The organism is Trinickia symbiotica, assembly GCF_003028655.1.
Taxonomy (GTDB): Bacteria; Pseudomonadota; Gammaproteobacteria; order Burkholderiales; family Burkholderiaceae; genus Trinickia; species Trinickia symbiotica_A.
In genome coordinates this window covers 189,212-209,732 of record NZ_PYUC01000007.1, presented here as the reverse complement: position 1 = coordinate 209,732, position 20,521 = coordinate 189,212, and the positions used below count along the sequence as shown (strand labels likewise).

Here is a 20,521-nt window from a genome sequence, read left to right as displayed (position 1 = left end):
CCAATCAGCAAGGATCATGATGCTCAATCCACAACCGGTGCCTCCTTATCTGCTCCAATCCGACGACGTGCGCGCGCGCTTCGAGCGCTTGAAGGCGCGCGAGACGATTCTCGAAGTCCGGCATGTCGGCAAGTGCTTCGCGACGCCACAGGGAGCATGCACGGCATTGAACGACATCAGCTTCAAGACACATCGCCGCGAGTTCGTCTGCGTGATCGGCCCCTCAGGTTGCGGCAAGTCCACGCTGATTCGCATCCTTGCCGGCCTCGAACGGCCGACGAGCGGCGAAGTGCTGCTCGACGGCAGGCCCGTCGAAGGGCCGGGCGCGGACCGGGGAATGGTGTTTCAGGGCTATACGCTGTTTCCGTGGCTGACGGTCAAGAAGAATGTAATGTTCGGGCTCAAGATGAACGGCCTCGGCACGAGCCAGGCCGAGCGGGAAGCGCTGCAATGGCTCGACGTCGTCGGCCTGTTGAAGTTCGCGAACGTTTATCCGCATCAGCTTTCCGGCGGAATGAAGCAGCGCGTCGCGATCGCGCGCGCACTCGCGATGCGGCCGCGCATTCTGCTGATGGACGAGCCCTTCGGCGCGCTCGATGCTCAGACGCGAGCCAGAATGCAGTCGTATCTGCTCGATATCTGGCGCAACGTCGACATCACGATTCTTTTCATCACGCACGACCTCGACGAGGCCATCTTTCTCGCGGATCGCATTCTCGTGCTGAAGGCCAATCCCGGCGAAGTGCAGGAGCTCATCGAGGTGCCCGTGCCGCGGCCGCGCGACTATTCGCAGATCACGTCGCCCGAGTTCGTCGCGACGAAAGCGCGACTCGAAGCGCTGATTCATCCGCCCTCGGCTATCGATGAAGACGAGGGCATTTGCCCGCACATCGCGCGCATGACCGATGTCGCGGACAACGTGGATTGAGCTCTTCTTCATCGGACCCGCATCCGGATCAGTACCCGATTCGGGCGCGTCGTCGCTATCCGGCTTAGCGTGAATCAGTGCGCTCGGCCAGTTCACTCGTATCGAGTCGCTGCAGAAGCTGGTATCCCTCGGCCCAGTCTTCCAGTTGGCTGGCGGCGTTGATATGCCCATGTGCTCCCACGTCGACGAACTCGCTGCCCCATACGTTTGCACAGGACTGCGCATGACCGATCGATCCGTACGGATCGTCGTTACTGGCGACGACAATGCTGGGAAACGGCAATCTTGAGGACAGCACAGCCGAAAACCCGACCGTGAAAGCGCGCGGAAATGCGGGCGCCGACGGATCCGGAACGGCTACGAGCAACGCCCCTCGAATGGCGCGCGCGTGCCGCGCGGCCCAATGCGCCACCGCCAGGCAACCAAGACTGTGAGCAACGACGATGACATCGGGGCCGAGCGCCCTCACCTCATTATCGATCGCCGCCACCCATTCGTCGCAAACGGCGTGATCCCAGTCTTCGACCTTGATGCGCGACCAGTCCCCCGGTTTCGTCGCCTCCCAGAGGCTTTGCCAGTGTGTTGGTCCCGAATTCCCGTAACCGGGCACGATCAGGAAGCGTCGACTCATCTTTTTCCTCCATGAAAGAGCGTCCAGTGTAAAACCTGACGGTCTCTGTCAGAATAACCGAGCAGATGAATTGTTCGTCATCTGGCTTCGAATATGCGGAATTTGAGGACTCCTACGAATGAAACCTAAGCAGGTAGACTTGGACCGACTGGATTGGCGCATTCTCGAGGCACTGCAAACTCATGCACGTGTGACCAACACCGAGCTCGGCAAACGGATCGGATTGTCGCAACCGGCCGTCAGCGCTCGGATCAAGCGGCTCGAAGAGCATGGCGTGATCGAAGGATATGCGGCAAGGGTCAACGCCGAGCTGGTAGGCCGCGACATTTCCGCGATCGTCCGCATACAGACGACTCACGCGCAGATTGCCAAGTGCCTGAAGGCGTTCTCAGCGACGCCTGAGATCATCGAGGCGCACCGGATCACGGGTGAAGACTGCTTCATTGTCCGTGTCGTAGTCCAACGAATGAATCAACTCGAAGCGGTCATCGACGCACTGGCCCGGTTCGGCCCGGTGAAGACCTCGATCGTTCTGGCAAGCTACCCGCACAAGGCGATTTGCGAGATCAAGTAGCATGCCGATGGAGTCGTAGCGAGGTTGCGGTTTTGCAATTGTCGGAGAGTCGACGCTTGCCAGTCGACTTGACGAGCCGGCAGCCGAGCTCAGAGCGCAATCACGCGTGAACGTTGGAAAGGAGTTACCTCCATGAGCATCTCTTTGAATCACACGATCGTCTATGCCCACGATAGGGACGCATCCGCGGCATTCCTCACCGACATTCTCGGACTCCCCAAGCCCACGCCGTTCGGGCCGTTTCTCACGGTCCATCTCAGCAACGACGTAACGATGGACTTCATGGGAACCGACGAGCGACTCACGCCGCAGCACTACGCCTTCCTTGTCGGTGAAACGGAATTCGGCGAAATCATGGAGCGCATCGAAGCCAGGAAGGTTCGCTACTGGGCCGATCCGGCCCAGCGACGCGAAGGCGAAATCAGCGCGCGCGACGGCGGCCGTGGCGCGTATTTCGAAGATCCGAACGGCCACCTCCTCGAGATCATCACGCGCCCGTATGGAGGGCACTAGGGAAAAGCGCCATTTCGGGGCGCGCGAGAGCCGGGTCCGGGTTCGGCTCGCCTGGCCTCAGTGTTGGAACGACCGCTACCGGTACGACGATGCTGGCGAAGACGTCCGGATAGAGAACATCGATCGCAAGCTCGCCCAGTCCCAACAGCGCGCAGAGACGTTGCCGATCCGTCGCCCTTTCTGACAGCCGCAGCCCCAAAACCCCATTGACAGGCGTACCAAATTTGGTACGATAGCAACGTTCCCAGGTTCCGCTTCCGCATGGCCCCTCCCGATCGCGTGCTTTTTGTCTATTTCTATCGGTCAGAAAATGGCAATGAGCCCGTTCGCGAGTGGCTTCGTGGGCTGGACATCGAAGACCGAAAGTCCATCGGCGACGACATCAAAACCGTCGAGCTTGGCTGGCCGATCGGAATGCCTTTGGTCCGAAAGATGGAGGCAGACATCTGGGAGGTCCGGGTTGACTTGCGACAGCGGATTGCCCGGGTGCTTTTCACGGTCATGGGCGACAAGATGATTTTGCTCCACGGCTTCATTAAGAAGTCGCAGCAAACGCCTGCGTCTGACCTGAAACTCGCCCGTACAAGAATGCGGCAAGCTCACGACGCGGCAAGTGCGAAGCAATTGAAGGAGTCCCCACATGGCAAACAAGCACGTCGGAAGTAGCTTCGACGACTTCCTCGCCGAAGAAGGTCGGCTCGAGGAAGCCACAGCTACCGCCATGAAGAGAATCATCGCGTGGCAAATCGCGCAGGAAATGAAGGCTCAAAAACTGTCCAAAACAGCGATGGCGGAACGGATGCACACGAGCCGGGCAGCATTAAATCGCTTGCTGGACGAGGAAGACACAAGCCTTACATTGACAACGCTGGCGAGCGCTCTTACGGCGCTAGGCAAACGAATGGAATTTAAACTCGCAGCCTGACAACGTCGCACAGAAAGCTCTTCGACCACCCGGACAAAGCCCGCCTAATGCGGGCTTTGTCGCATCCGACTCGTCCGATCAGCGCGGCAGTGAGCGCACTGCCTTCAGCGCCGCCGACACCGTGTTGTATGTGATTACCGTAGACCAGGCGACGTTACCCACCGTGCAATCCGAAATGCCGCCCTGCGCGAAATCGGACTTGGCCGCGGCGCCCAGCGTCGCCGCGGTCGGTGCCGCGTTATCGCGATGGCGCGCACTGGAAACCAAAGGGCAAGAGCCTGACCAAAACGGTTGTGGGTTATTCGCATTAGCCAAACACGCGTCCCGATGCGACGCATAACCTAATGTAATAGCCGCCGGAAAATAAAGCGTATTGACGCTGCCCTCGCCCTCCACCAATACTCGGATCACAGCGAAGGCACTCTGATCCTCGAACCGCAACATCAGAAGAAGAGCCTGGTGGCACGTACTGAAGGGCGCCCAGCTTTCGCGATTGATGACAACGCACGCTGAGCAGTTCACGCGCTGGTAGGCAGCCGAATGAGCGCGCAAGGTATTCCGATGGAAAGTTGATGCGATGAACTCGGTAGAAAGAATGTTGGTGCCTGCGCAGCAGGCGGAAGATGGGCTCTCGAATGCCGACACCTGGGAGAGCGGCACGAAAGTTTGGGCGAGCAGTGAGGAACAGATCCTGAAGTGTGCTCGTGTGGTCGACGAGACCCATGACGTCAAAAGCTTCGAATTCCGCGTGGGCGACGGCACGCCGGTTCGCTTCGAACCGGGTCAGTTCATGACCGTGTCGGCATACATACAAGGTCGGACGGTCCAGCGTTGCTACACGATCTCGTCTCCGCCGACGCGGCCGTATCTGTTGTCGATTACCGTAAAGCGAGTGCTGGGCGGCATCGTGTCCAACTGGCTTCACGACAACATGAAACCCGGCAGCCAGTTGCGCGCGTACGGCCCGTCCGGCAGCTTTACACCGACAGTAGCGCCCGCCGCCAAAAAATCGCTTTACCTGTCCGCCGGTTCGGGCGTCACGCCGCTGATGTCGATGACGCGTGCGAGCATCGATCTTGGTCTCGATCGAGACATAGTCTTCGTTCACAGCGCAAGGACACCGGCGGATATCATCTTCCGCAAAGAACTCGAAAGGCTCGTGGCGCTGTCGCCTCGCCTGCGCACATTCTTCCTTTGCGAAGGCATTGGAGACGAAAGCGATTGGCCGGGCCCCATCGGCCGCCTCAGTTTGCAGCAGCTTTCCGAATGGGTACCGGACTACGCCGAGCGCGAAGTGTTCACTTGCGGCCCCGACGGCTACATGAAAGCCGCGCAGACATTGCTGCGCGAAGGCGGTCACAACCCGGCGCGCTATCACCAGGAAAGCTTCGATTTCTCGGCGGGTGCGGCAACTGTGGAGACGGCACGCACCGCGGAAACCGCCGCGCCACAGGGCGATGCATCGCAAGGGACGTTCACCGTGAAACTCTCGCGCTCGTCGAAGACGTTCACGATGAGCGCGTCCGAAACCGTGCTCGCCGCCGCGAAAAAAGCCGGCGTCGCGATCCCCTCGTCTTGCAGCCAAGGCATCTGCGGCACGTGCAAGACGAAGGTGCTCGAAGGCGAGGTCGACATGAAACACAACGGCGGCATTCGCGATCGAGACGTCCAGAAAGGATTCCGCTTGCTCTGCTGCAGCCGCCCGACGTCGGACTTGGTGCTCGAACTGTAGTCCCCCCAATTCGTCGACGAAAACGCAAGCGATTTAGTCATGGCATGTTTTCAAGCGGGTTCACACCACCCGTCGAACCCGCTTATCCCTCGAAAACGCACGACCAAAATCATTCAAGGAGGCGCAGTATGGCGGGCGATCAGCTTTCCGATCCAGACAACACGGTTAAAGCGAGCGGCAAGGAGGCGATCTTGCGCGAGGTACGATCGTATCGGCTCACTCGCGTGCAGGAGCAACTGCTCAAACATCAATGCCCTGCGATCCTGCTGTACGACCCAGTAAACATTCGCTTTGCGACCGATTCGTCCAACATGTCGGTTTGGTGTGGCCGCAATCCCGCGCGATACATCATGGTTTTCGCGGACGGCCGCATCATCGCCTGGGAGTTTCATAGCAGCGACCATGTGTGGGATGGGCTAGGCCAGGATGTCGAACTGCGCCACCCCGTCAGTTGGACCTTCTTCAACGCAGGCCATGAAGCCGAGCAACGCGCACAGACCTGGGGCGCCGATATCGTAGACGTCTTCCGCAAGCATGCCCCGGGCGAGCGCCTGCTGGCAGTCGACCGGCTCGATCCGTTCGGCACCGCCTACCTGGAAAAGAACGGTATCACCCTGCTCGACGGCCAGGCACTCATGGAGACGGCCCGTCTGATCAAGTCGGCCGGCGAACTCGTCTTGATGGGCGAATCCCTGCGTACCGCCGAAAAGGGCATTGCGCGCATGCGGCGCGAACTGCGCCCCGGCATCACCGAGAACGATCTCTGGGCCAACCTTCATTACGAGAACATCCGGCACGGCGGCGAGTGGATCGAAACCCGGCTGCTCGCCTCCGGCGACCGCACGAATCCGTGGATGCACGAGTGTTCTTCGCGTGTCCTGCAAAAGGGCGACTTGCTCGCCTTCGACACGGACATGGTCGGGCCGAACGGCTACTGCTCCGACATTTCTCGCACTTGGCTCGTCGGGGATGGGCGCCCCTCGGACGAGCAGCGCAAGCTATACGAGCTTGCGTACACGCAGGTTCATTTCAACATGAACCTTCTACGGCCGGGCATGACCTTCCGCGAGTTCTCGGAAAAGGCCTGGAAGATTCCCGATCAATACATCAAGAACCGGTACTGCTGCCTTGCCCACGGCATTGGGATGGTCGACGAGTACCCCTCGATCGCACACAGCGTCGATTGGAAAAGCGCGGGTTACGACGGCCGATTCGAAGTCGGCATGACTGTGTGCGTCGAAAGCTACATCGGTGCGGATGGGGGCACGCAGGGCGTCAAGCTCGAACAGCAAGTCGTACTCACGGAGCACGGTTGCGTCTCGCTCACTGATTGCAGCTTCGAGGCCGACTGGCTGTAGGCGTTTCAGCTCAAGCACGCATTCAAATCTTCATAACGCTTAGCCGCCTAGCTAATAGCGCCATCCTCCCGCAGCCAGTCGATCAATCGCGCGACGGCCGGCGTCATCGTCCGGCCGTGAGGGACGATGACGTAGTAGGCGTCGCGCGGTTTGCACGATGCGCTCGTCAAGCGCACAAGGTCGCCTTTTGCCAAGAGGTCGTGCACCAGACGGCTCCAGCCCAGCGCGACGCCTTGCCCATATCTCGCCGCTTGCACGGCATCCGTGTACAAGCTGCTACGCAGCACATAGTTCAACTTGGCCGGACGATGCCCTGCTGATCGAAACCACGCCTCCCACCCCATCCAGCCCTCGTACGTCGAATCCGATTCGATGAGCGGCAGAGCGGCCAGCGCCTCGAGGGAGTCCGATATTTCGTTCTCCTCAAAAAAACGCGGAGAGCAAACGGGAAACACTTCTTCGTCGAACAACAACGTGGATGTGCCGTCGCCCCAGTTGCCGTCTCCGTACCGCACCGCAACGTCGACCTCGACATGACGAATGTCCGCGGTGAACATCTGCGTGCTCAACCGCAGCAGCAAGGGCGGATCGAGGCGCTTGAGGTTCGGCAGCCTCGGCAGCAATCGCAGTTGCGCAAACGGCGCCGTCGCAGCGAGCACGAGTTCTTGCTGCTCCGCACCGATCGACAGACGATCGAATACGCCCGCGATCTTCTGCATCGATTCGGACACGACCACAAAGAGTGCCTCGCCCTCGGCGGTCAACGCGATCGAGCGGTGCAAGCGATGGAATAAGCGTACGCCCAACGCTTCTTCCAGAAACCGTACCTGCCTGCTGACCGCGGCCTGGGTCACGCCCAATTCAGTCGCTGCACGCGTAAAGCTGCCCAAGCGCGCCACCGCCTCGAATTCAACCAGTGCGGTCAAGGACGGTACGATGCGTCGATATCCTTTAGTTGCCCTTGTCATCTTGACCCTGTTTGTCCAATTCCATGGCTCGTCCGCCGGACGATCGCGTGTTTTCTAAGGGCGCGTCGATCAAGTCGGGGCATCCACTACCGAATGCCCCGGCGCTCTCTTCGGTCCAAGGAGGCAGGGAAAGCCTACCGAAAATCCGGCCACCGCTGCATAACATAAAGTAATGCGATGCGAAAAATAAAGCGCGTTGACGCTACGTTTCGCCGCTCCAATACTGCCGGCATAACTCAATGCAACGCACTTGGAAATACCCATTGGAGGCCCCCCATGCCCCTTATTCCCATTAAGACGCACCGCGAACTGCTCGACAGCCGGGAGCCCGGACACGGAATGCCCGGCGATCTCTTCGGGCGGCAAGACGTGTTCGAAACGGACATGGACGTCTTTTTCCACAAACGATGGATCCTCGTCGCCGTGACGGCCGACGTGCCGGAACCCGGCGATGTCTACGCGATCGATATAGGCAAAGCTTCGGTGCTGATCGTGCGCGATGACGACGAAAATGTCCGCGCCTTTCGAAACGTCTGCCGGCATCGCGGCTCGCGCCTCGTCAAGAACGCCGGCAAGGTCAGCGTCGGCATGCTGGTTTGCCCCTATCACCAATGGACGTACGACCTTGACGGCAGCCTGCGTCATGCCACGCATATGGGCAAGGAATTCGACAAGGATTGCAAGAGCCTGATCCCGGTTCACGTCAAGGTCGTCGGCGCGCATGTTTTCGTGTGCCTCGCCGACGAGGCGCCGGAAGATATTGCAAAGCTCGAGACGGCCATGACGCCGCGCTTCGCGCCGCACGAGATGCAGCGTACGAAGATTGCCTATGAGATGGATATTGTCGAGAACGGCAACTGGAAGCTCGTCATGGAGAACAACCGTGAGTGCTACCACTGCGGCGCCACGCACCCCGAGCTGACGCAGTCATTCCTCGCGCACGACTTCGGCTTCTGCCCCGATGGCCAAAGCGAGGAGTCGCTGGCCGACTACGAGCAGTACCTCGCGAACAACGCGGCCCGCAAGGAAGAATGGGAGAAGGACGGCTATATCTGCGAATTGGTCGAATCGCTCGACGAAAGCGTCGAAACGAATTTCCGTTCTCAGCGGCTCGTGATCGCCGGGGCCGGCGAATCTCAGACGATGGACACCAAGGTCGCCAGCACCAAGCTCCTCGGCAACTTGCAACGCCGCGATCTCGGCGACGTGCACATGTGGGGGCATCACTCGTGGACGCACGTGATGAGCGATCACGCCGTCATCGCGTATGCCATTCCACTGGCACCGGACAAAACGCGCGTGCGTACCATTTGGCTCGTGAACGAAGATGCCGTGGAAGGCGTCGACTACGACCTGAAGAAGCTGACCGAAGTGTGGATCGCCACGACTACGCAGGACGCGGAACTGGTCGGCAACACGCATAGCGGGACGCAGGACCCGGGCTACGTTCCGGGCCCGTACTCGAAGTACACGGAAGGCGCACTCGAGCAGTTCGCTCGCTGGTATGACGCACGCCTTAAGGCGAGTGGCGTTTAACCGGGTTTAGAAGGGGCCGGGGATGACTCACACGCGCCCCTTTCATTCCCCGCCGCGCTCAATATATGAGTTTGCCGCCGACAGCAGCCATGTCTCGAAAGCCTGCAGCCATGGCGAATTCTGCTGGTGCTCCGGATACACGAGGTAGTAGCCTTTGTCGCTAGGCAAACGCAGATCGCAAGGACAAATCAGCTCGCCAATGCTCAACTCGTGCGTAACGAGGAATCGCGGCACGAGCGCAATGCCCAATCCCGCGCGGGCAGCCTCCACGAGCATCGAAAACAGCTCGTACCGCTGACCTTTCATGCTGTCGGCGGCGTCCACGCCTGCCTGTGCGAGCCATTGCCGCCACGCATCGGGGCGCGCCGACTGATGCAGCAACGTGAAATTCGGGACCTCGCAAGGCGCGAGGTTCGTCCGCCCGTTCATCAACCGCGGACTGCATACCGCAATCATCTCCTCACCGAACAGGAATTTGGCGATTGCCCCCGGCCAGATGGGGTCGCCGAAGTGAATCGCCGCATCGAACTGCGTGTCGGTGAACAGGAACGGCTCGGCCCGCGTCGCCAGGTTGACGACGATGTTTTTATGCGCGCGGTAGAACTGCGGAAGCCGCGGAATCAACCATCGCGTAGCAAACGTGGGAATGACCGCGAGTTCGAGGATACCGCCCGCATTCGGGTGGGCCATCGCCGCCAGCGTATCGCGCTCCATTCTCTCGAGGTTCTCTCGCACGCGCTTCGCATAGAGTTGGCCGACCTCGGTGAGACTAAGGCGCTTCTTGACCCGGTTGAAAAGCGCGACGCCCAGATATTCCTCGAGTATCGCAACCTGCCGTCCGACGGCGCTTTGCGTCAGGGCGAGCTCATCGGCGCTGCGGGTAAAGCTCAGGTGGCGGGCCGCTGCCTCGAATGCGACCAAGGCTTCGATACTCGGAATCTTTCGTCTCACGGATCATTCCTCAAACGCACAACGTCGCGAGTTTATATCGTTTGCTCACGTCAAACCATATCGCAACAATGTCTTCCATATCGCGGTAGATCGTTCGAGCCACATCGAATCGATTTCATTCGTACTCCTCATTTTCAGACCGACATCGACTTTCGAATTGAAGGAGCATCATGTCCAACGACGCACTTCCCGCAAAGTTCAAGCCCTATACCCGCCAGACGATCAGCCAGGCCCCGCAATGGCAATTGCTTTCCACGGAGTTGCGCGAAGCGGTACAGGTCGTATCTCGCGTGCTGCCCTTTCGCACGAATCAGTACGTCATGGACGAGTTGATCGATTGGACCAACATCCCGAACGATCCTATCTATCGCCTGACGTTTCCGCACCAGGACATGCTTTCTCCGGCCGAGTATTCAAATCTGAGGGACCTGGTACTCGAGAAGAAGGACGAGGCTGCGATCGAAGAAGCCGTGCGTGCGATCCGCATGCGGATGAATCCGCATCCTGCCGGCCAGATGACGCACAACGTCCCCTTCCTCGATGGTCAACCGCTAAGCGGGCTGCAGCACAAATACAAAGAAACCGTGTTGTTCTTCCCCAGCGCCGGACAGACCTGTCACGCCTATTGCACGTTCTGCTTCCGTTGGCCGCAATTTGTCGGCATGGACGATCTCAAGTTCGATGCGCGCGAATCCAACGAACTGGTTGCCTATCTGAAGCAGCACCCCGAAGTGACCGACGTCTTGATTACCGGCGGCGATCCGCTGATCATGAACACGCGGTCTCTTTCCGGATATATCGAACCGCTGTTGGCGCCCGAACTGTCCCATATCCAAAACATCCGCATCGGCACGAAATCGGTATCGTACTGGCCGCAACGCTTCGTGACGGACAAGGATTCCGACGATCTCATACGCTTGTTCGAAAAAGTCGTCGCGGCAGGCAAGAACCTCGCGATCATGGGCCACTACAATCACCCGGCTGAATTGCGCCCGGCCATCGCGCAGCGCGCGGTCAAACGTATCGTTTCGTCGGGCGCGACGCTGCGGATGCAGGCGCCACTGATCCGCCATATCAACGAGGACCCGAAGGGATGGGCGGAACTGTGGACGACGGGCGTGCGGCTCGGCGCCATCCCCTACTATATGTTCGTCGAACGCGACACGGGCCCCAGCCATTACTTCCAGTTGCCGCTCGCGAAGGCCTATGAGATTTTTCAGGCGGCCTATCAGACCGTATCGGGACTCGCGCGCACGGTCCGCGGTCCTTCGATGAGCGCATTCCCCGGCAAGGTCGTCATCGATGGCATCGTCGATATCGGTGGCGAGAAGGTGTTCGCCCTTCAGTTCTTGCAAGCACGCAACCCCGACTGGGTGCGCAGGCCGTTCTACGCCAAATTCGATCCGACGGCGACCTGGCTGCATGATCTCGAGCCTGCGTTCGGTGCGAAGAAGTTTTTCTTCGAAGAGGAAAGCGTCGCGAACATCGCCATGGCACGGCATTCGGTCCGCCATCTTGCCAGCGCGCCGTCCGAGCCGGCGCTCGCGATCGCGTCCAACGGATGACAGAAGCCCTTTTAGGTGAGTTTGGGCTGTTGCTTGCGGCGGCCCACTCCTCGATGGTATTTTCGTTTTACCAGGAGGCTCAATGGCTTATGTTGTGACCGAAGGTTGCATCCGTTGCCGCTACACGGATTGCGTCGAAGTATGTCCAACCGATTGTTTTCGCGCGGGCCCCAACTTTCTCGTCATCGATCCGGACGAGTGCATCGATTGCGCCGTCTGTGTTGCGGAGTGTCCGGCCGACGCCATTGTATCGGCGGAGGATATCGCGGATGACCAGCGGTCGTTCGTCGAGTTGAATGCTTCCTTGTCGAAACAATGGCCTGTCATTGTCAGCAGACAGGCACCGCTGCCCGACGCCGATGATTGGAAAGGGGTGCGCGACAAGCTGCGGCACCTCGTGGCCGAACCCGTTGCCGACTAGCCCGCTGTCAAAGGAAACCGCATGACCACTGTTTTTCATCGTGCGCCGAAGCGCACGTTGCCGGTTGCCGTCGCCGGCGACGGCATCGAAATCATCGACTCCGAAGGCAAACGCTATATCGATGCATCGGGCGGCGCGGCGGTCTCGTGCCTCGGGCACAGTAACCAGCGCGTCATCGACGCCATCAAACGACAAGCCCAGCAGCTCCCTTATGCACATACCTCGTTCTTCACGACGGAGCCGGCTGAAGCACTGGCTGATTGGCTCGTGGAAAGAGCGCCAAAGGGCCTGGGGCATGTGTACTTCGTGTCGGGCGGCTCGGAGGCGGTCGAAGCCGCGCTCAAGCTCGCTCGTCAATATTTCGTCGAGACCGGTGAGCCGCGGCGACGCCATTTCATCGCGCGCCGTCAGAGCTATCACGGCAACACGCTCGGAGCGCTGGCGATCGGCGGCAACGCGTGGCGGCGCGAGCCGTTCCTGCCGATTCTGATCGAGGCGCATCACGTCAGTCCCTGCTACGCCTATCGTGAGCAGCGGTCCGATGAATCCGACGATGCATTCACGCAGCGCCTCGCGGATGAACTGGAGAGTAAGATTCTGGCGTTGGGACCGGAGACCGTGGCGGCGTTCGTCGCGGAGACGGTGGTCGGCGCAACGGCCGGCGCGGTCCCGCCGGTGGGCGACTACTTGCGCAAGATCCGTGCGGTCTGCGACAAGTACGGTGTTCTTCTGATTCTTGACGAGATCATGTCCGGCATGGGCCGCACGGGGTATCTGTATGCGTGTGCCGAGGACGGCGTAGCGCCCGATCTGCTCACGATCGCCAAGGGTCTCGGAGCAGGCTATCAGCCGATCGGTGCGACGCTAGTCAGCGACAGGATTTACGAAGCGATTCTCAAAGGTTCCGGGTTCTTCCAGCACGGCCACACCTATATCGGCCACGCAATCGCCTGCGCCGCGGCACTGGAGGTGCAGCGCGTGATCGAAGAAGACCGCTTGCTCGATAACGTCAAGGCGCGCGGAGAGCAATTGCGCGCGTCGCTGCGCGAGCATTACTCAAGGCATGAACATATCGGCGATGTAAGAGGCCGGGGGCTCTTCGTCGGTGTCGAACTCGTCGAGGATCGTGCGACCAAGGTGCCGTTTTCTCATGAGTTGGCGGTCAACGTGGCGATCAAGCGTGAGGCGATGAAGCGCGGGCTGATGGTCTATCCGATGGGAGGAACCGTCGACGGCGTGTCAGGCGATCACGTGCTGCTGGCGCCGCCTTTCATTTGCACGGCCGACGATATCGACCGCATCGTCAGCCGCCTGACCGATGCGATCGATGATGCACTGCGCAGCGCAGGCGTGCGCTAGATTTAAGACTCGACCATGACCCACTCCTCATTCGCCCCGCCCGCGAGCCGCTTGCCGGCCTTCGACGAAGCGCATGCCACGCCCGAGCAAAAAGCCGTCCTGACGGAGATTCTGTCAGGACCTCGAGGCAATCTTAACGGCCCGTTCCTCGGATGGATTCACAGCCCGGAACTCGCGCAGCATGCGCAGCGCCTCGGCGCATTCTGCCGCTATCGTACCGGGCTGCCCCTGCGCCTCTCGGAACTGGCGATACTCGTCACCGCCGCACGCTGGCGTTCGCAGGCCGAGTGGCACATCCACCATCCGATCGCGCTGGACGCCGGCGTGCCCGCCGCCACGGCGGAGGCGATCCGCAGCGGGAAGCAGCCCGAATTCGACGATGACGACGACGCGCTGATCTACGCTTTCGCCACGGAACTCTACGACACGCATCGAGTATCGAATGCAACCTATCGAAAAGCGGTCGGCCGCTTCGGCCACGAAGTGACGGTCAACTTGGTCGGCCTGCTCGGTTACTACGCGCTCGTGGCGATGACGTTGAACACCTTCGAAATGCGCGCCGATGGTCAAACGGCACTGCCGTTCGCGGAGTGACCGTACGGATAATGATCACATCTTGAGACACCACAACGCCAGGAACGCGTTGTCGTCGGAGCGCGCTGCGTGAACAGCGCCGGGAGCATTATGGATGCCGCCGCCGATCCCCGGCGAAAGCCAGGGCCCTCGGTCCTTGCGGAATTCACCTGCGGACATCAACACATAGGCTTCCTCGGGTGGGTGACTATGATCGGGATAGCGGACATCGGGCTTCATCACCGTAAAGCCCAGTTGCAGGTCCCGCCGATCCTCGATGCCTCCGGGGCCGCAGATCATGCCGTTCGCGTGCCCTTCCAGAAAGTTGGGGCTTGCGTTCGCGACGGTCATCCGTCTGGACCAGCCGATGAACGGCTCCAGCGCTTTGATGCTTCTCGCAACTTGGCCGAACGCATCGCTGGCACCCAGATACGGCTCGAGCGCTCTATCGAGCGAATCGCAGGCGGGGAAGCGCTCACGCTTTTCGAAGCGGAATTCCCCGTGTTGCTCTAGGCGAGCGAAGACCTCGACCGCCAACGCACGAGCTTCTCTCGAAAGGATGTCCGCGGCAAAGAGGATACGCGCAGCATCGATGAAGTCCTGTATCTGTTTCGGGCGCGATTGCATTTCGATCTCCTCACTCTGAACCTATATGTTCGCGTAGTTCGGTCCGCAATGAGCGAGAGCCGTGTCCGGGTTCGGCTCGCGCCAGGCCTCGGCGTTCGTACGATAGCGCGCGTCTCCTGGGGCTGGCTACGCGGTAGGCTCTGTTTCCACTGAACCGGCGAATGCCGTCTGTCCCCTGCCATTCGCTTTTGCGCGGTACATCGCACGATCGGCGAAGCGCATCAGCGTTCGGGCATCGGGTGCGACGCCCCGAACGCCGTTCGCGAGCATGCACACGCCAATGCTGGCCGAGACGGCGATTCGATGTCCCTCGACCGCTTGCAGATTCCTCAGCACCGCATGAATGGCGTCGGCAATTTTCAATGCGCCTTGCTTGCCATGGACCTGTCGGGCCAGCACCACGAACTCGTCCCCGCCCAGGCGGGCGAGCGTGTCGCCTCGACGCACGCCGCGCGACAAGTCAATGGCGAAGCGCTGCAACAGTGCGTCGCCTACCGCATGACCGTATCTGTCGTTCACTTCCTTGAAGCCGTCGAGGTCGACCAGCAGCAAGGCAGTGTCCCCTGCCTCCGCGTCGCGATTGGCCAGCGCGTGATTCAGGGCCTGCTCCAGCCGGACGCGGTTGCTCAGTCCCGTCAACGGATCAGTGACAGCCTGTTGTTCGAGTCGGTGTACCAACACCGATAGATAGATGGAGGTCGCTGCAATACTCAGCGCCAAACTCACGCCGACCGCGACGTTTGCGCTCCACCACGGCTGCGCAAACGTGAGCCCGGCAAGCCCGGCCAGCGCCACCGCGCAGGAGAGCCCGAGCATGCGCTTGCCGTAGCGGCAGCCGGCACCGACAAGAAACCAGAACGAAGCCCAGAGGACCGGGAGCGCGGCTTGCCCGCCGACGACGAGGATTGCCATGACGATGGCCTGGTCCGAAACCGTCGTGACGATCAGGCGAAGAGGCGAACGCGCGGGCCCGACCTTTATCGCGAGATAGGTTGCAAGACCGTATGCCACGTAGAGCGCAACCATCATGGTCGTGGCATAAACGGCGCTCGAGCGCGCAATCCATGCAGCAACCAGATACGCGACGAGAACGATCGTACCGAGCGACACGCGAAGGGCTGCCTGCTCCTTCTCGGGGTGCCTTTGGACGGCACCAAGAAACTCTGGCCCGCGCCAAGCGGGACGCCAACTGCCCATGCCTACAACCCCACAGCATTTATTTTGCGATTTTGCGTGTGGGATTGTAACGCGCGCGGAGGGACGCCAATGCTCCGGAATGGTGGCCCGGCATAACGGCAATTTGAGCGCAGTCGGCGGACGTCCTCGCCTTCAAACCCAGCCGCTGTCTCAAGGGTTGAGCGTTTCCGGACGGGCTGATCTAGGTCGCCACAGTGCGTCGGGCCACCATGGCCGAGCTCAGCTTGGCCATTTGCTGGCGATCCAGGCATGCTTCGGCATACGGCAGGACCTGACTCTCCTCGATCGCAATGTGACGGCGGTACGCCGCAACGAAGCTGTCGACCAACTCAGGCTCGAGGCCCCCTGCTCCGCCCGCCTCAATGTCGACGAGCACCCGTCGCAATCGCGCCCATCCCGCCTCGAGCGATCGATGATCATCGCGTAACGACACGATCAGTTCGGTCACGGGCGAGCGCTGCTGCCGGCCGATTTCGTTGAGCATCGGAAAAAGGTCCTGCTCCTCGTCTGCGTGATGATGCGGGCCCGCCACGTCGAAGTAGCGCATGATGTTCCTGGCCGCCTGTTGTGCCTGCGTATCCGCACCATGCGAAGGCAGATACGCCGCCAGTTTCTCGAGCGTCGCGCATTGCGCGGCAATTCGCTCATGACACGCTTTCAGCATCTCGAGCGGCTCGTCAAACGACGGTGCCGGTTTGCTCAAAAGATCGTTGGGATTCATGCCTTGCTCACGTCTTTTCGGTTTAGCCTGCCTTGCCGTCGGCTCGCGGGCGCGTCAGGTAGGGCCAGTATTGGTACGCATATAGCGCGAATGCGACGCACCAACACAAGCCCGCCGCGTCGACCCAGCCTGCTCTCCATCTGATCAAGAGCAACGGACCGAAAACGCGCAAGACGGCGGCGGTGATCACGAGGCAATAACAAGCGATCTCGGCCCGCCCGGCTACGAGCATGCGGCCGGTATGCCCGAGAACCGTACGCGTAATCATGGCGATAATCGCGCCTCCAAGCGCGCCGACTGTCAGAGCATGGAGTGCGATGGAATGGGGTACCCAGCCCACTGCGCTCAGCGCGAGCAGCGCAAATCCAATCGGAATGAACGCATAGGCGAGATGGAGAATCGCGAGAATCGGCCGCTGGCCGACCCGCCAGGAGCGCCATCCCGCCAACCGGAAGGCGTGAACCACTGCAGTAGCGCCTGCTGCGATGCCAACAAACCCTGTGCTTGCGCCCGCTGCGTCCAGCACGAAGGTCAAAAGCGGCAAAGGCAACGCTAGTGCTTCGACCCATTGCCAGCGCTTGAACGTATAGCCCGGCACGGCGTTGGTCGTAAAGATCGGGACGACGCGACCAGCGATGATCGTGACCAGCGTAATCAGCAGTCCGACGGCCGCGTAGTCAATCCGCAATGCCAGATCGACTCGCCCGCGCAGGACGCACTCGTGAAATAGGATGTTTGTCAGTGCGAGCGCACCCAATGCCACCGGCACAAAGAGGTTGCGGCGGTTGCGCGCGCGCAGGAGTACACGGAGCAGAGCAATCGCCAGCACCGGCAAAAACGCCGAATCGACGATCGCAGCCAGGGGCTCGGAACCTAGCCACATCACGATCCGTCCCGCCAGCCACAGCAGCCACAACAGGGCCAGCGGCATACCATGTGGCGTCTCGGCTGACGTCCAGGCTCGCACTGCCGTGAGCAGAAAGCCAGCGACGATGGCGGCGGCAAACCCGAAAACCATTTCGTGTGCATGCCAAAGCATTCCGCTCGCCGACGGTATTCGGCCTGCCGTTGCTATGCCGTGCAGTGCGCCTAGCCAAACCAGCAACGCGAGCGCGCCGAAGATCGCGCCGCCAAGATAGAAAGGCCGGAAGCCGAGTCTCAGAACGGGCAGTCCGGACGTAGAACCGCTCTGACCAAGTTGCCGCATGCTTAACATGCATCAATAATACATCATTTAAAGGAAAAGGGTCGATTGCGCCAGCCTGACTGCGCAGTCGCAGTGGAGGTTCACTTAACGTTTTGCGGCCCGCTTGAGTGTTTGCGACGGTGTTTCGCCAAAGCGCTGCTTGTAGTCGTGGGAAAATCGGCCGAGATGCGAAAAACCCCAGTTCATCGCGATGGACGAAACATTTCGTTCAGAAGAATCCGACAAAATGTCGCGGCGCACTGCTTCGAGCCGATGCCACTTCAAATACGCCATGGGCGCATGCCCGAAGTGCTGCCGGAAGCCTTCAAACAGCTTGTAGCGCGACACACCGGCCGCACGCTCGATGTCCTCGAGTGAGACATCTTCGCGGGCGTGATCGTGGATGAACTGCTTCGCGCGCAACAGATAGTACGGACATGAAGGGCCCATGGCCCCCGCGAGCGCCTGCGAGTAGTTGTGGGGCTGACAGAGCAACAGCCCTTTGATCAGCGCCTGCTCGAGGTTCCCGACCATCTGCTGATGATTGAGCAACGGCGTGGCGCGGCCCATCTCGGTCAGCAGATACTTGACCATACGCCACCAGGCAGCCTGATCGCCGTCGATGGCATTCATCTGCGGCTCGAACGTCAAAGCGGCACCGAGAGGTCGTTGCAGAAGGCCTTCGAGCACCTCACGCAGAGCCTGGCTCGGTATCGCAACGATGATCTTCCGACAGTTGCCCATGATCGTGAGGTCCTGCCTCTCGTGCGGCGACAACACGAGCCCCCTGTCCTGGTCCGACAGCCACAAGCGACCCTGCGCGGCCAGTTCCTGCTGCCCGGTGAGCGGCAGACTCACGCTATAGCAGTTGAGCGGCGCCTCGTTGTGAACGGAAACGGTGACGTCGGTGCCGTATTCCACGTACCCCAACGTACTCGCCATCGAGCGCAACACCGTGCCTGAATGATGGAACTGCAGTCTCTTCGGGCTCCGTACCTGCAATCCATGCGGTCCGCAGATCGACGCCATCCAGTCCCGCGCGCCTTCGAGGTCGTGACGCAGTGCGTCAATACCTTGAATATCGTTGGAGGCGGGCGCGTACATGGCGTGTCACCGAGGTTGATGGCCACTCGATGGTAAACGACGCCGCGCGCGGACAAAAATACGAAAAGACCCTGAATGCGCGCTGCGCCGCAAGCTCACGCAGCTTGCTTCGCGCCGTTGCTATCTGCGAATTTCTCGTAGTAGAGGCGGTGTTCACCCAAGGCTTCGCGCGCGAGCCACGTCTTGATGGCGTCGACCATCGCAGGCGGTCCGCACACATACATGTCGAACGGGCTCGCGTCGAGCATGCCGCGGTCGAAATGCTCCGGAACGAGCCCTGTCTTTCCCTGCCATCCCTCCGATGGATTCATCACCACGATGTCGCACATGAAGTTTCCGATGTGCTGACCGTAGGTCTTCAAACGCTCGAGCTCACATAGGTCGCGCGCGTTCGTCGCACCGTAGTAGAGATGCACGCGCTGGCCGCAACCGCCCTTGTGAGCGAGATCGTCGAGCATGCCCAGCAATGCGGAGAGACCGGTACCCCCGGCGACCATCACAAGCGGTCGCTCCACCTCTCGCAGATAGAAGGTGCCGAGCGGCGCCTCGAATTCGATCGTCTGACCCGGCTCGCAGCGCTCGCGGATATAGTTGCTCATCGCGCCGTGGGGCAGCAGACGAATCAGGAACTGCAACTGGTTGTCGTCGGTGGGCCGGTTGGCGAACGAATAGGAACGCCACGCGTCCGTACCCGGCACCTTCAGTCGCGCGTACTGCCCCGGCAGAAAATCGAGGCGCCCCGCGTGAGCGCTTGTGTCCAGATGCAGGATCGCCGTCGTTTCGGATACCTGCTTGACGCCCGCGACCTGGCCCGCGAGCAACCGCGTTCCGCCCGAGCCGCATAGGCTCGAATCGAAGTCGAAGTAAAACGAGGCATCGGATTGCACGCGCGTCTGGCAGGACAGGATCTTGCGCGCGGCAAGGTCGTCCGCAGACAGCGCTTCTTCGTCGACATAGTCCTGCGTATAGCTGCCCGTCTCGCAGCGTCCCTGGCAGGTCCCGCACACGCCTTCGCGGCAGTCGAGCGGAATGTTCACGCCGTTGCGAAGCGCGGCGTCGAGGAGGAGTTCGCCCGAACGGACGTCGAAGAACACAGTCTTGCTGTCGGCAAAACTGAACGCGACCTTGTGGCTCATTGCGCGCTCTCCCGCTTACAGATGATAGAAGTCGAGCACGGCGTTGATCGTGTCGTTAAGGAGCAGCACGTGCTTGCGTGCGATCTTCCAGCTCTCGCCCGCCGGGCGCAGCTGGTAGGTGGCGCGCCCGAAGAAGTGCTCAGCCACCCCGTGCCGCGCGTAAAACGTCGCCCAGTTGGCCTTCACCTCCAGCGCCCCGTGCTCGCGCTCGGCGATACGCACGTTGGTGATCTGATGCAGCGTACGCGGCAGCGGCGTGGACGCTGCCGACTTTCCCGTGCGCAGCCGGAAGACACGGTCCTCGAGCCCTGTGCGGTTCGCATAGTAGATCAGCGACATGCTGCGCTTCGGGTCGGTCGTGTACACGTGCTCAGAGTCCCATTGAGGCACGTGAAATTCGCTGTTTTCGTCGAAAAGGTCGAGGTACTCGTCCCAGCTCTGTGCATCGCAAAGCTCGGCCTTGCGATACAGAAACTGCTCGACCGATTGTTGCAGCGTATGCGTGACGGCCATGAT

At 60.6% G+C, this 20,521-nt stretch carries 23 protein-coding genes; 12 read left to right on the top strand and 11 right to left on the bottom strand.

Annotated elements, in window-relative coordinates; translation table 11 throughout:
- Positions 1 to 19 precede the first annotated feature (19 nt).
- Positions 20 to 928 (top strand): ABC transporter ATP-binding protein, encoded by a 909-nt coding sequence (locus tag C9I57_RS15695; RefSeq protein ID WP_107151729.1) that lies wholly within the window; start codon positions 20 to 22, stop codon positions 926 to 928.
- Positions 929 to 992: 64 nt separating this feature from the next.
- Here C9I57_RS15695 and C9I57_RS15690 read toward each other — a convergent pair whose 3' ends face one another.
- A complete protein-coding gene (locus C9I57_RS15690) occupies positions 993 to 1,559 on the bottom strand; it encodes an RBBP9/YdeN family alpha/beta hydrolase (RefSeq protein WP_107151580.1) in 567 nt (188 codons plus the stop codon).
- Positions 1,560 to 1,677: 118 nt separating this feature from the next.
- Between C9I57_RS15690 and C9I57_RS15685 the strand changes: the two genes are divergently transcribed.
- From C9I57_RS15685 to C9I57_RS15665, 4 genes are all read left to right on the top strand, one after another.
- Positions 1,678 to 2,133, top strand: coding sequence for an Lrp/AsnC family transcriptional regulator (locus C9I57_RS15685; RefSeq protein WP_107151579.1), 456 nt, complete (start codon positions 1,678 to 1,680; stop codon positions 2,131 to 2,133).
- Between the two features lie 132 nt (positions 2,134 to 2,265).
- The gene (locus C9I57_RS15680) at positions 2,266 to 2,646 is read left to right on the top strand and encodes a VOC family protein (protein WP_107151578.1); all 381 of its coding nucleotides are present in this window, start codon (positions 2,266 to 2,268) and stop codon (positions 2,644 to 2,646) included.
- Positions 2,647 to 2,907: 261 nt separating this feature from the next.
- A complete protein-coding gene (locus C9I57_RS15670; RefSeq protein ID WP_107151576.1) occupies positions 2,908 to 3,312 on the top strand; it encodes a type II toxin-antitoxin system RelE/ParE family toxin in 405 nt (134 codons plus the stop codon).
- The gene (locus tag C9I57_RS15665; RefSeq protein ID WP_107151575.1) at positions 3,287 to 3,571 is read left to right on the top strand and encodes an XRE family transcriptional regulator; all 285 of its coding nucleotides are present in this window, start codon (positions 3,287 to 3,289) and stop codon (positions 3,569 to 3,571) included. The genes C9I57_RS15670 and C9I57_RS15665 overlap by 26 nt, the downstream gene beginning before the upstream one ends.
- Before the next feature lie 78 nt (positions 3,572 to 3,649).
- On the opposite strand, the gene C9I57_RS32450 is transcribed toward C9I57_RS15665, so the two are convergent.
- Positions 3,650 to 4,015, bottom strand: a complete 366-nt coding sequence (locus C9I57_RS32450; protein WP_146166229.1) for a hypothetical protein — start codon at positions 4,013 to 4,015, stop codon at positions 3,650 to 3,652.
- Positions 4,016 to 4,148: 133 nt separating this feature from the next.
- Between C9I57_RS32450 and C9I57_RS15655 the strand changes: the two genes are divergently transcribed.
- Together C9I57_RS15655 and C9I57_RS15650 are read left to right on the top strand one after the other, a co-directional pair.
- A complete protein-coding gene (locus C9I57_RS15655) occupies positions 4,149 to 5,303 on the top strand; it encodes a hybrid-cluster NAD(P)-dependent oxidoreductase (RefSeq protein ID WP_107151573.1) in 1,155 nt (384 codons plus the stop codon).
- 128 nt (positions 5,304 to 5,431) lie between these two features.
- A complete protein-coding gene (locus C9I57_RS15650) occupies positions 5,432 to 6,661 on the top strand; it encodes a M24 family metallopeptidase (RefSeq protein WP_107151572.1) in 1,230 nt (409 codons plus the stop codon).
- Positions 6,662 to 6,708: 47 nt separating this feature from the next.
- Here the strand turns inward: C9I57_RS15650 and C9I57_RS15645 are convergent, their stop codons facing one another.
- Complete coding sequence (locus C9I57_RS15645) at positions 6,709 to 7,629, bottom strand: LysR substrate-binding domain-containing protein (RefSeq protein ID WP_107151571.1); 921 nt, start codon at positions 7,627 to 7,629, stop codon at positions 6,709 to 6,711.
- A 276-nt stretch (positions 7,630 to 7,905) separates the two neighbouring features.
- Between C9I57_RS15645 and C9I57_RS15640 the strand changes: the two genes are divergently transcribed.
- Positions 7,906 to 9,165, top strand: coding sequence for an aromatic ring-hydroxylating oxygenase subunit alpha (locus tag C9I57_RS15640; protein ID WP_107151570.1), 1,260 nt, complete (start codon positions 7,906 to 7,908; stop codon positions 9,163 to 9,165).
- 42 nt (positions 9,166 to 9,207) lie between these two features.
- On the opposite strand, the gene C9I57_RS15635 is transcribed toward C9I57_RS15640, so the two are convergent.
- Positions 9,208 to 10,116, bottom strand: a complete 909-nt coding sequence (locus C9I57_RS15635) for a LysR family transcriptional regulator (protein ID WP_181321854.1) — start codon at positions 10,114 to 10,116, stop codon at positions 9,208 to 9,210.
- A 170-nt stretch (positions 10,117 to 10,286) separates the two neighbouring features.
- Here C9I57_RS15635 and C9I57_RS15630 point away from each other — a divergent pair, with 170 nt between their 5' ends.
- From C9I57_RS15630 to C9I57_RS15615, 4 genes are all read left to right on the top strand, one after another.
- Complete coding sequence (locus C9I57_RS15630; protein ID WP_107151569.1) at positions 10,287 to 11,681, top strand: KamA family radical SAM protein; 1,395 nt, start codon at positions 10,287 to 10,289, stop codon at positions 11,679 to 11,681.
- Between the two features lie 82 nt (positions 11,682 to 11,763).
- The gene (fdxA, locus tag C9I57_RS15625) at positions 11,764 to 12,102 is read left to right on the top strand and encodes a ferredoxin FdxA (protein ID WP_107151568.1); all 339 of its coding nucleotides are present in this window, start codon (positions 11,764 to 11,766) and stop codon (positions 12,100 to 12,102) included.
- 21 nt (positions 12,103 to 12,123) lie between these two features.
- Complete coding sequence (locus tag C9I57_RS15620) at positions 12,124 to 13,461, top strand: aspartate aminotransferase family protein (protein ID WP_107151567.1); 1,338 nt, start codon at positions 12,124 to 12,126, stop codon at positions 13,459 to 13,461.
- A 15-nt stretch (positions 13,462 to 13,476) separates the two neighbouring features.
- Positions 13,477 to 14,055 (top strand): carboxymuconolactone decarboxylase family protein, encoded by a 579-nt coding sequence (locus tag C9I57_RS15615; protein ID WP_107151566.1) that lies wholly within the window; start codon positions 13,477 to 13,479, stop codon positions 14,053 to 14,055.
- A 15-nt stretch (positions 14,056 to 14,070) separates the two neighbouring features.
- Here C9I57_RS15615 and C9I57_RS15610 read toward each other — a convergent pair whose 3' ends face one another.
- The 7 genes from C9I57_RS15610 to antB all read right to left on the bottom strand — a co-directional run bounded on the left by C9I57_RS15610 (position 14,071) and on the right by antB (position 20,518).
- Entirely contained in the window at positions 14,071 to 14,661 is a 591-nt protein-coding gene (locus tag C9I57_RS15610) for a dimethylsulfonioproprionate lyase family protein (protein WP_107151565.1), read from the bottom strand.
- A 126-nt stretch (positions 14,662 to 14,787) separates the two neighbouring features.
- Positions 14,788 to 15,573 (bottom strand): GGDEF domain-containing protein, encoded by a 786-nt coding sequence (locus C9I57_RS33250; protein ID WP_308836359.1) that lies wholly within the window; start codon positions 15,571 to 15,573, stop codon positions 14,788 to 14,790.
- Between the two features lie 466 nt (positions 15,574 to 16,039).
- Positions 16,040 to 16,579 (bottom strand): hemerythrin domain-containing protein, encoded by a 540-nt coding sequence (locus C9I57_RS15600; RefSeq protein ID WP_107151563.1) that lies wholly within the window; start codon positions 16,577 to 16,579, stop codon positions 16,040 to 16,042.
- 22 nt (positions 16,580 to 16,601) lie between these two features.
- Positions 16,602 to 17,786 carry an NnrS family protein gene (locus C9I57_RS15595; protein WP_440130211.1) on the bottom strand — a complete coding sequence of 395 codons (1,185 nt, stop codon included), beginning with the start codon at positions 17,784 to 17,786 and terminating at the stop codon, positions 16,602 to 16,604.
- 84 nt (positions 17,787 to 17,870) lie between these two features.
- Positions 17,871 to 18,869 carry an AraC family transcriptional regulator gene (locus tag C9I57_RS15590; protein ID WP_107151561.1) on the bottom strand — a complete coding sequence of 333 codons (999 nt, stop codon included), beginning with the start codon at positions 18,867 to 18,869 and terminating at the stop codon, positions 17,871 to 17,873.
- A 95-nt stretch (positions 18,870 to 18,964) separates the two neighbouring features.
- Positions 18,965 to 20,005: an anthranilate 1,2-dioxygenase electron transfer component AntC gene (gene antC, locus C9I57_RS15585; RefSeq protein ID WP_107151560.1), complete on the bottom strand. Its 1,041-nt coding sequence runs from the start codon at positions 20,003 to 20,005 to the stop codon at positions 18,965 to 18,967.
- 15 nt (positions 20,006 to 20,020) lie between these two features.
- Positions 20,021 to 20,518, bottom strand: a complete 498-nt coding sequence (antB, locus tag C9I57_RS15580) for an anthranilate 1,2-dioxygenase small subunit (RefSeq protein WP_107151559.1) — start codon at positions 20,516 to 20,518, stop codon at positions 20,021 to 20,023.
- Between the last annotated feature and the right edge of the window lie 3 nt (positions 20,519 to 20,521).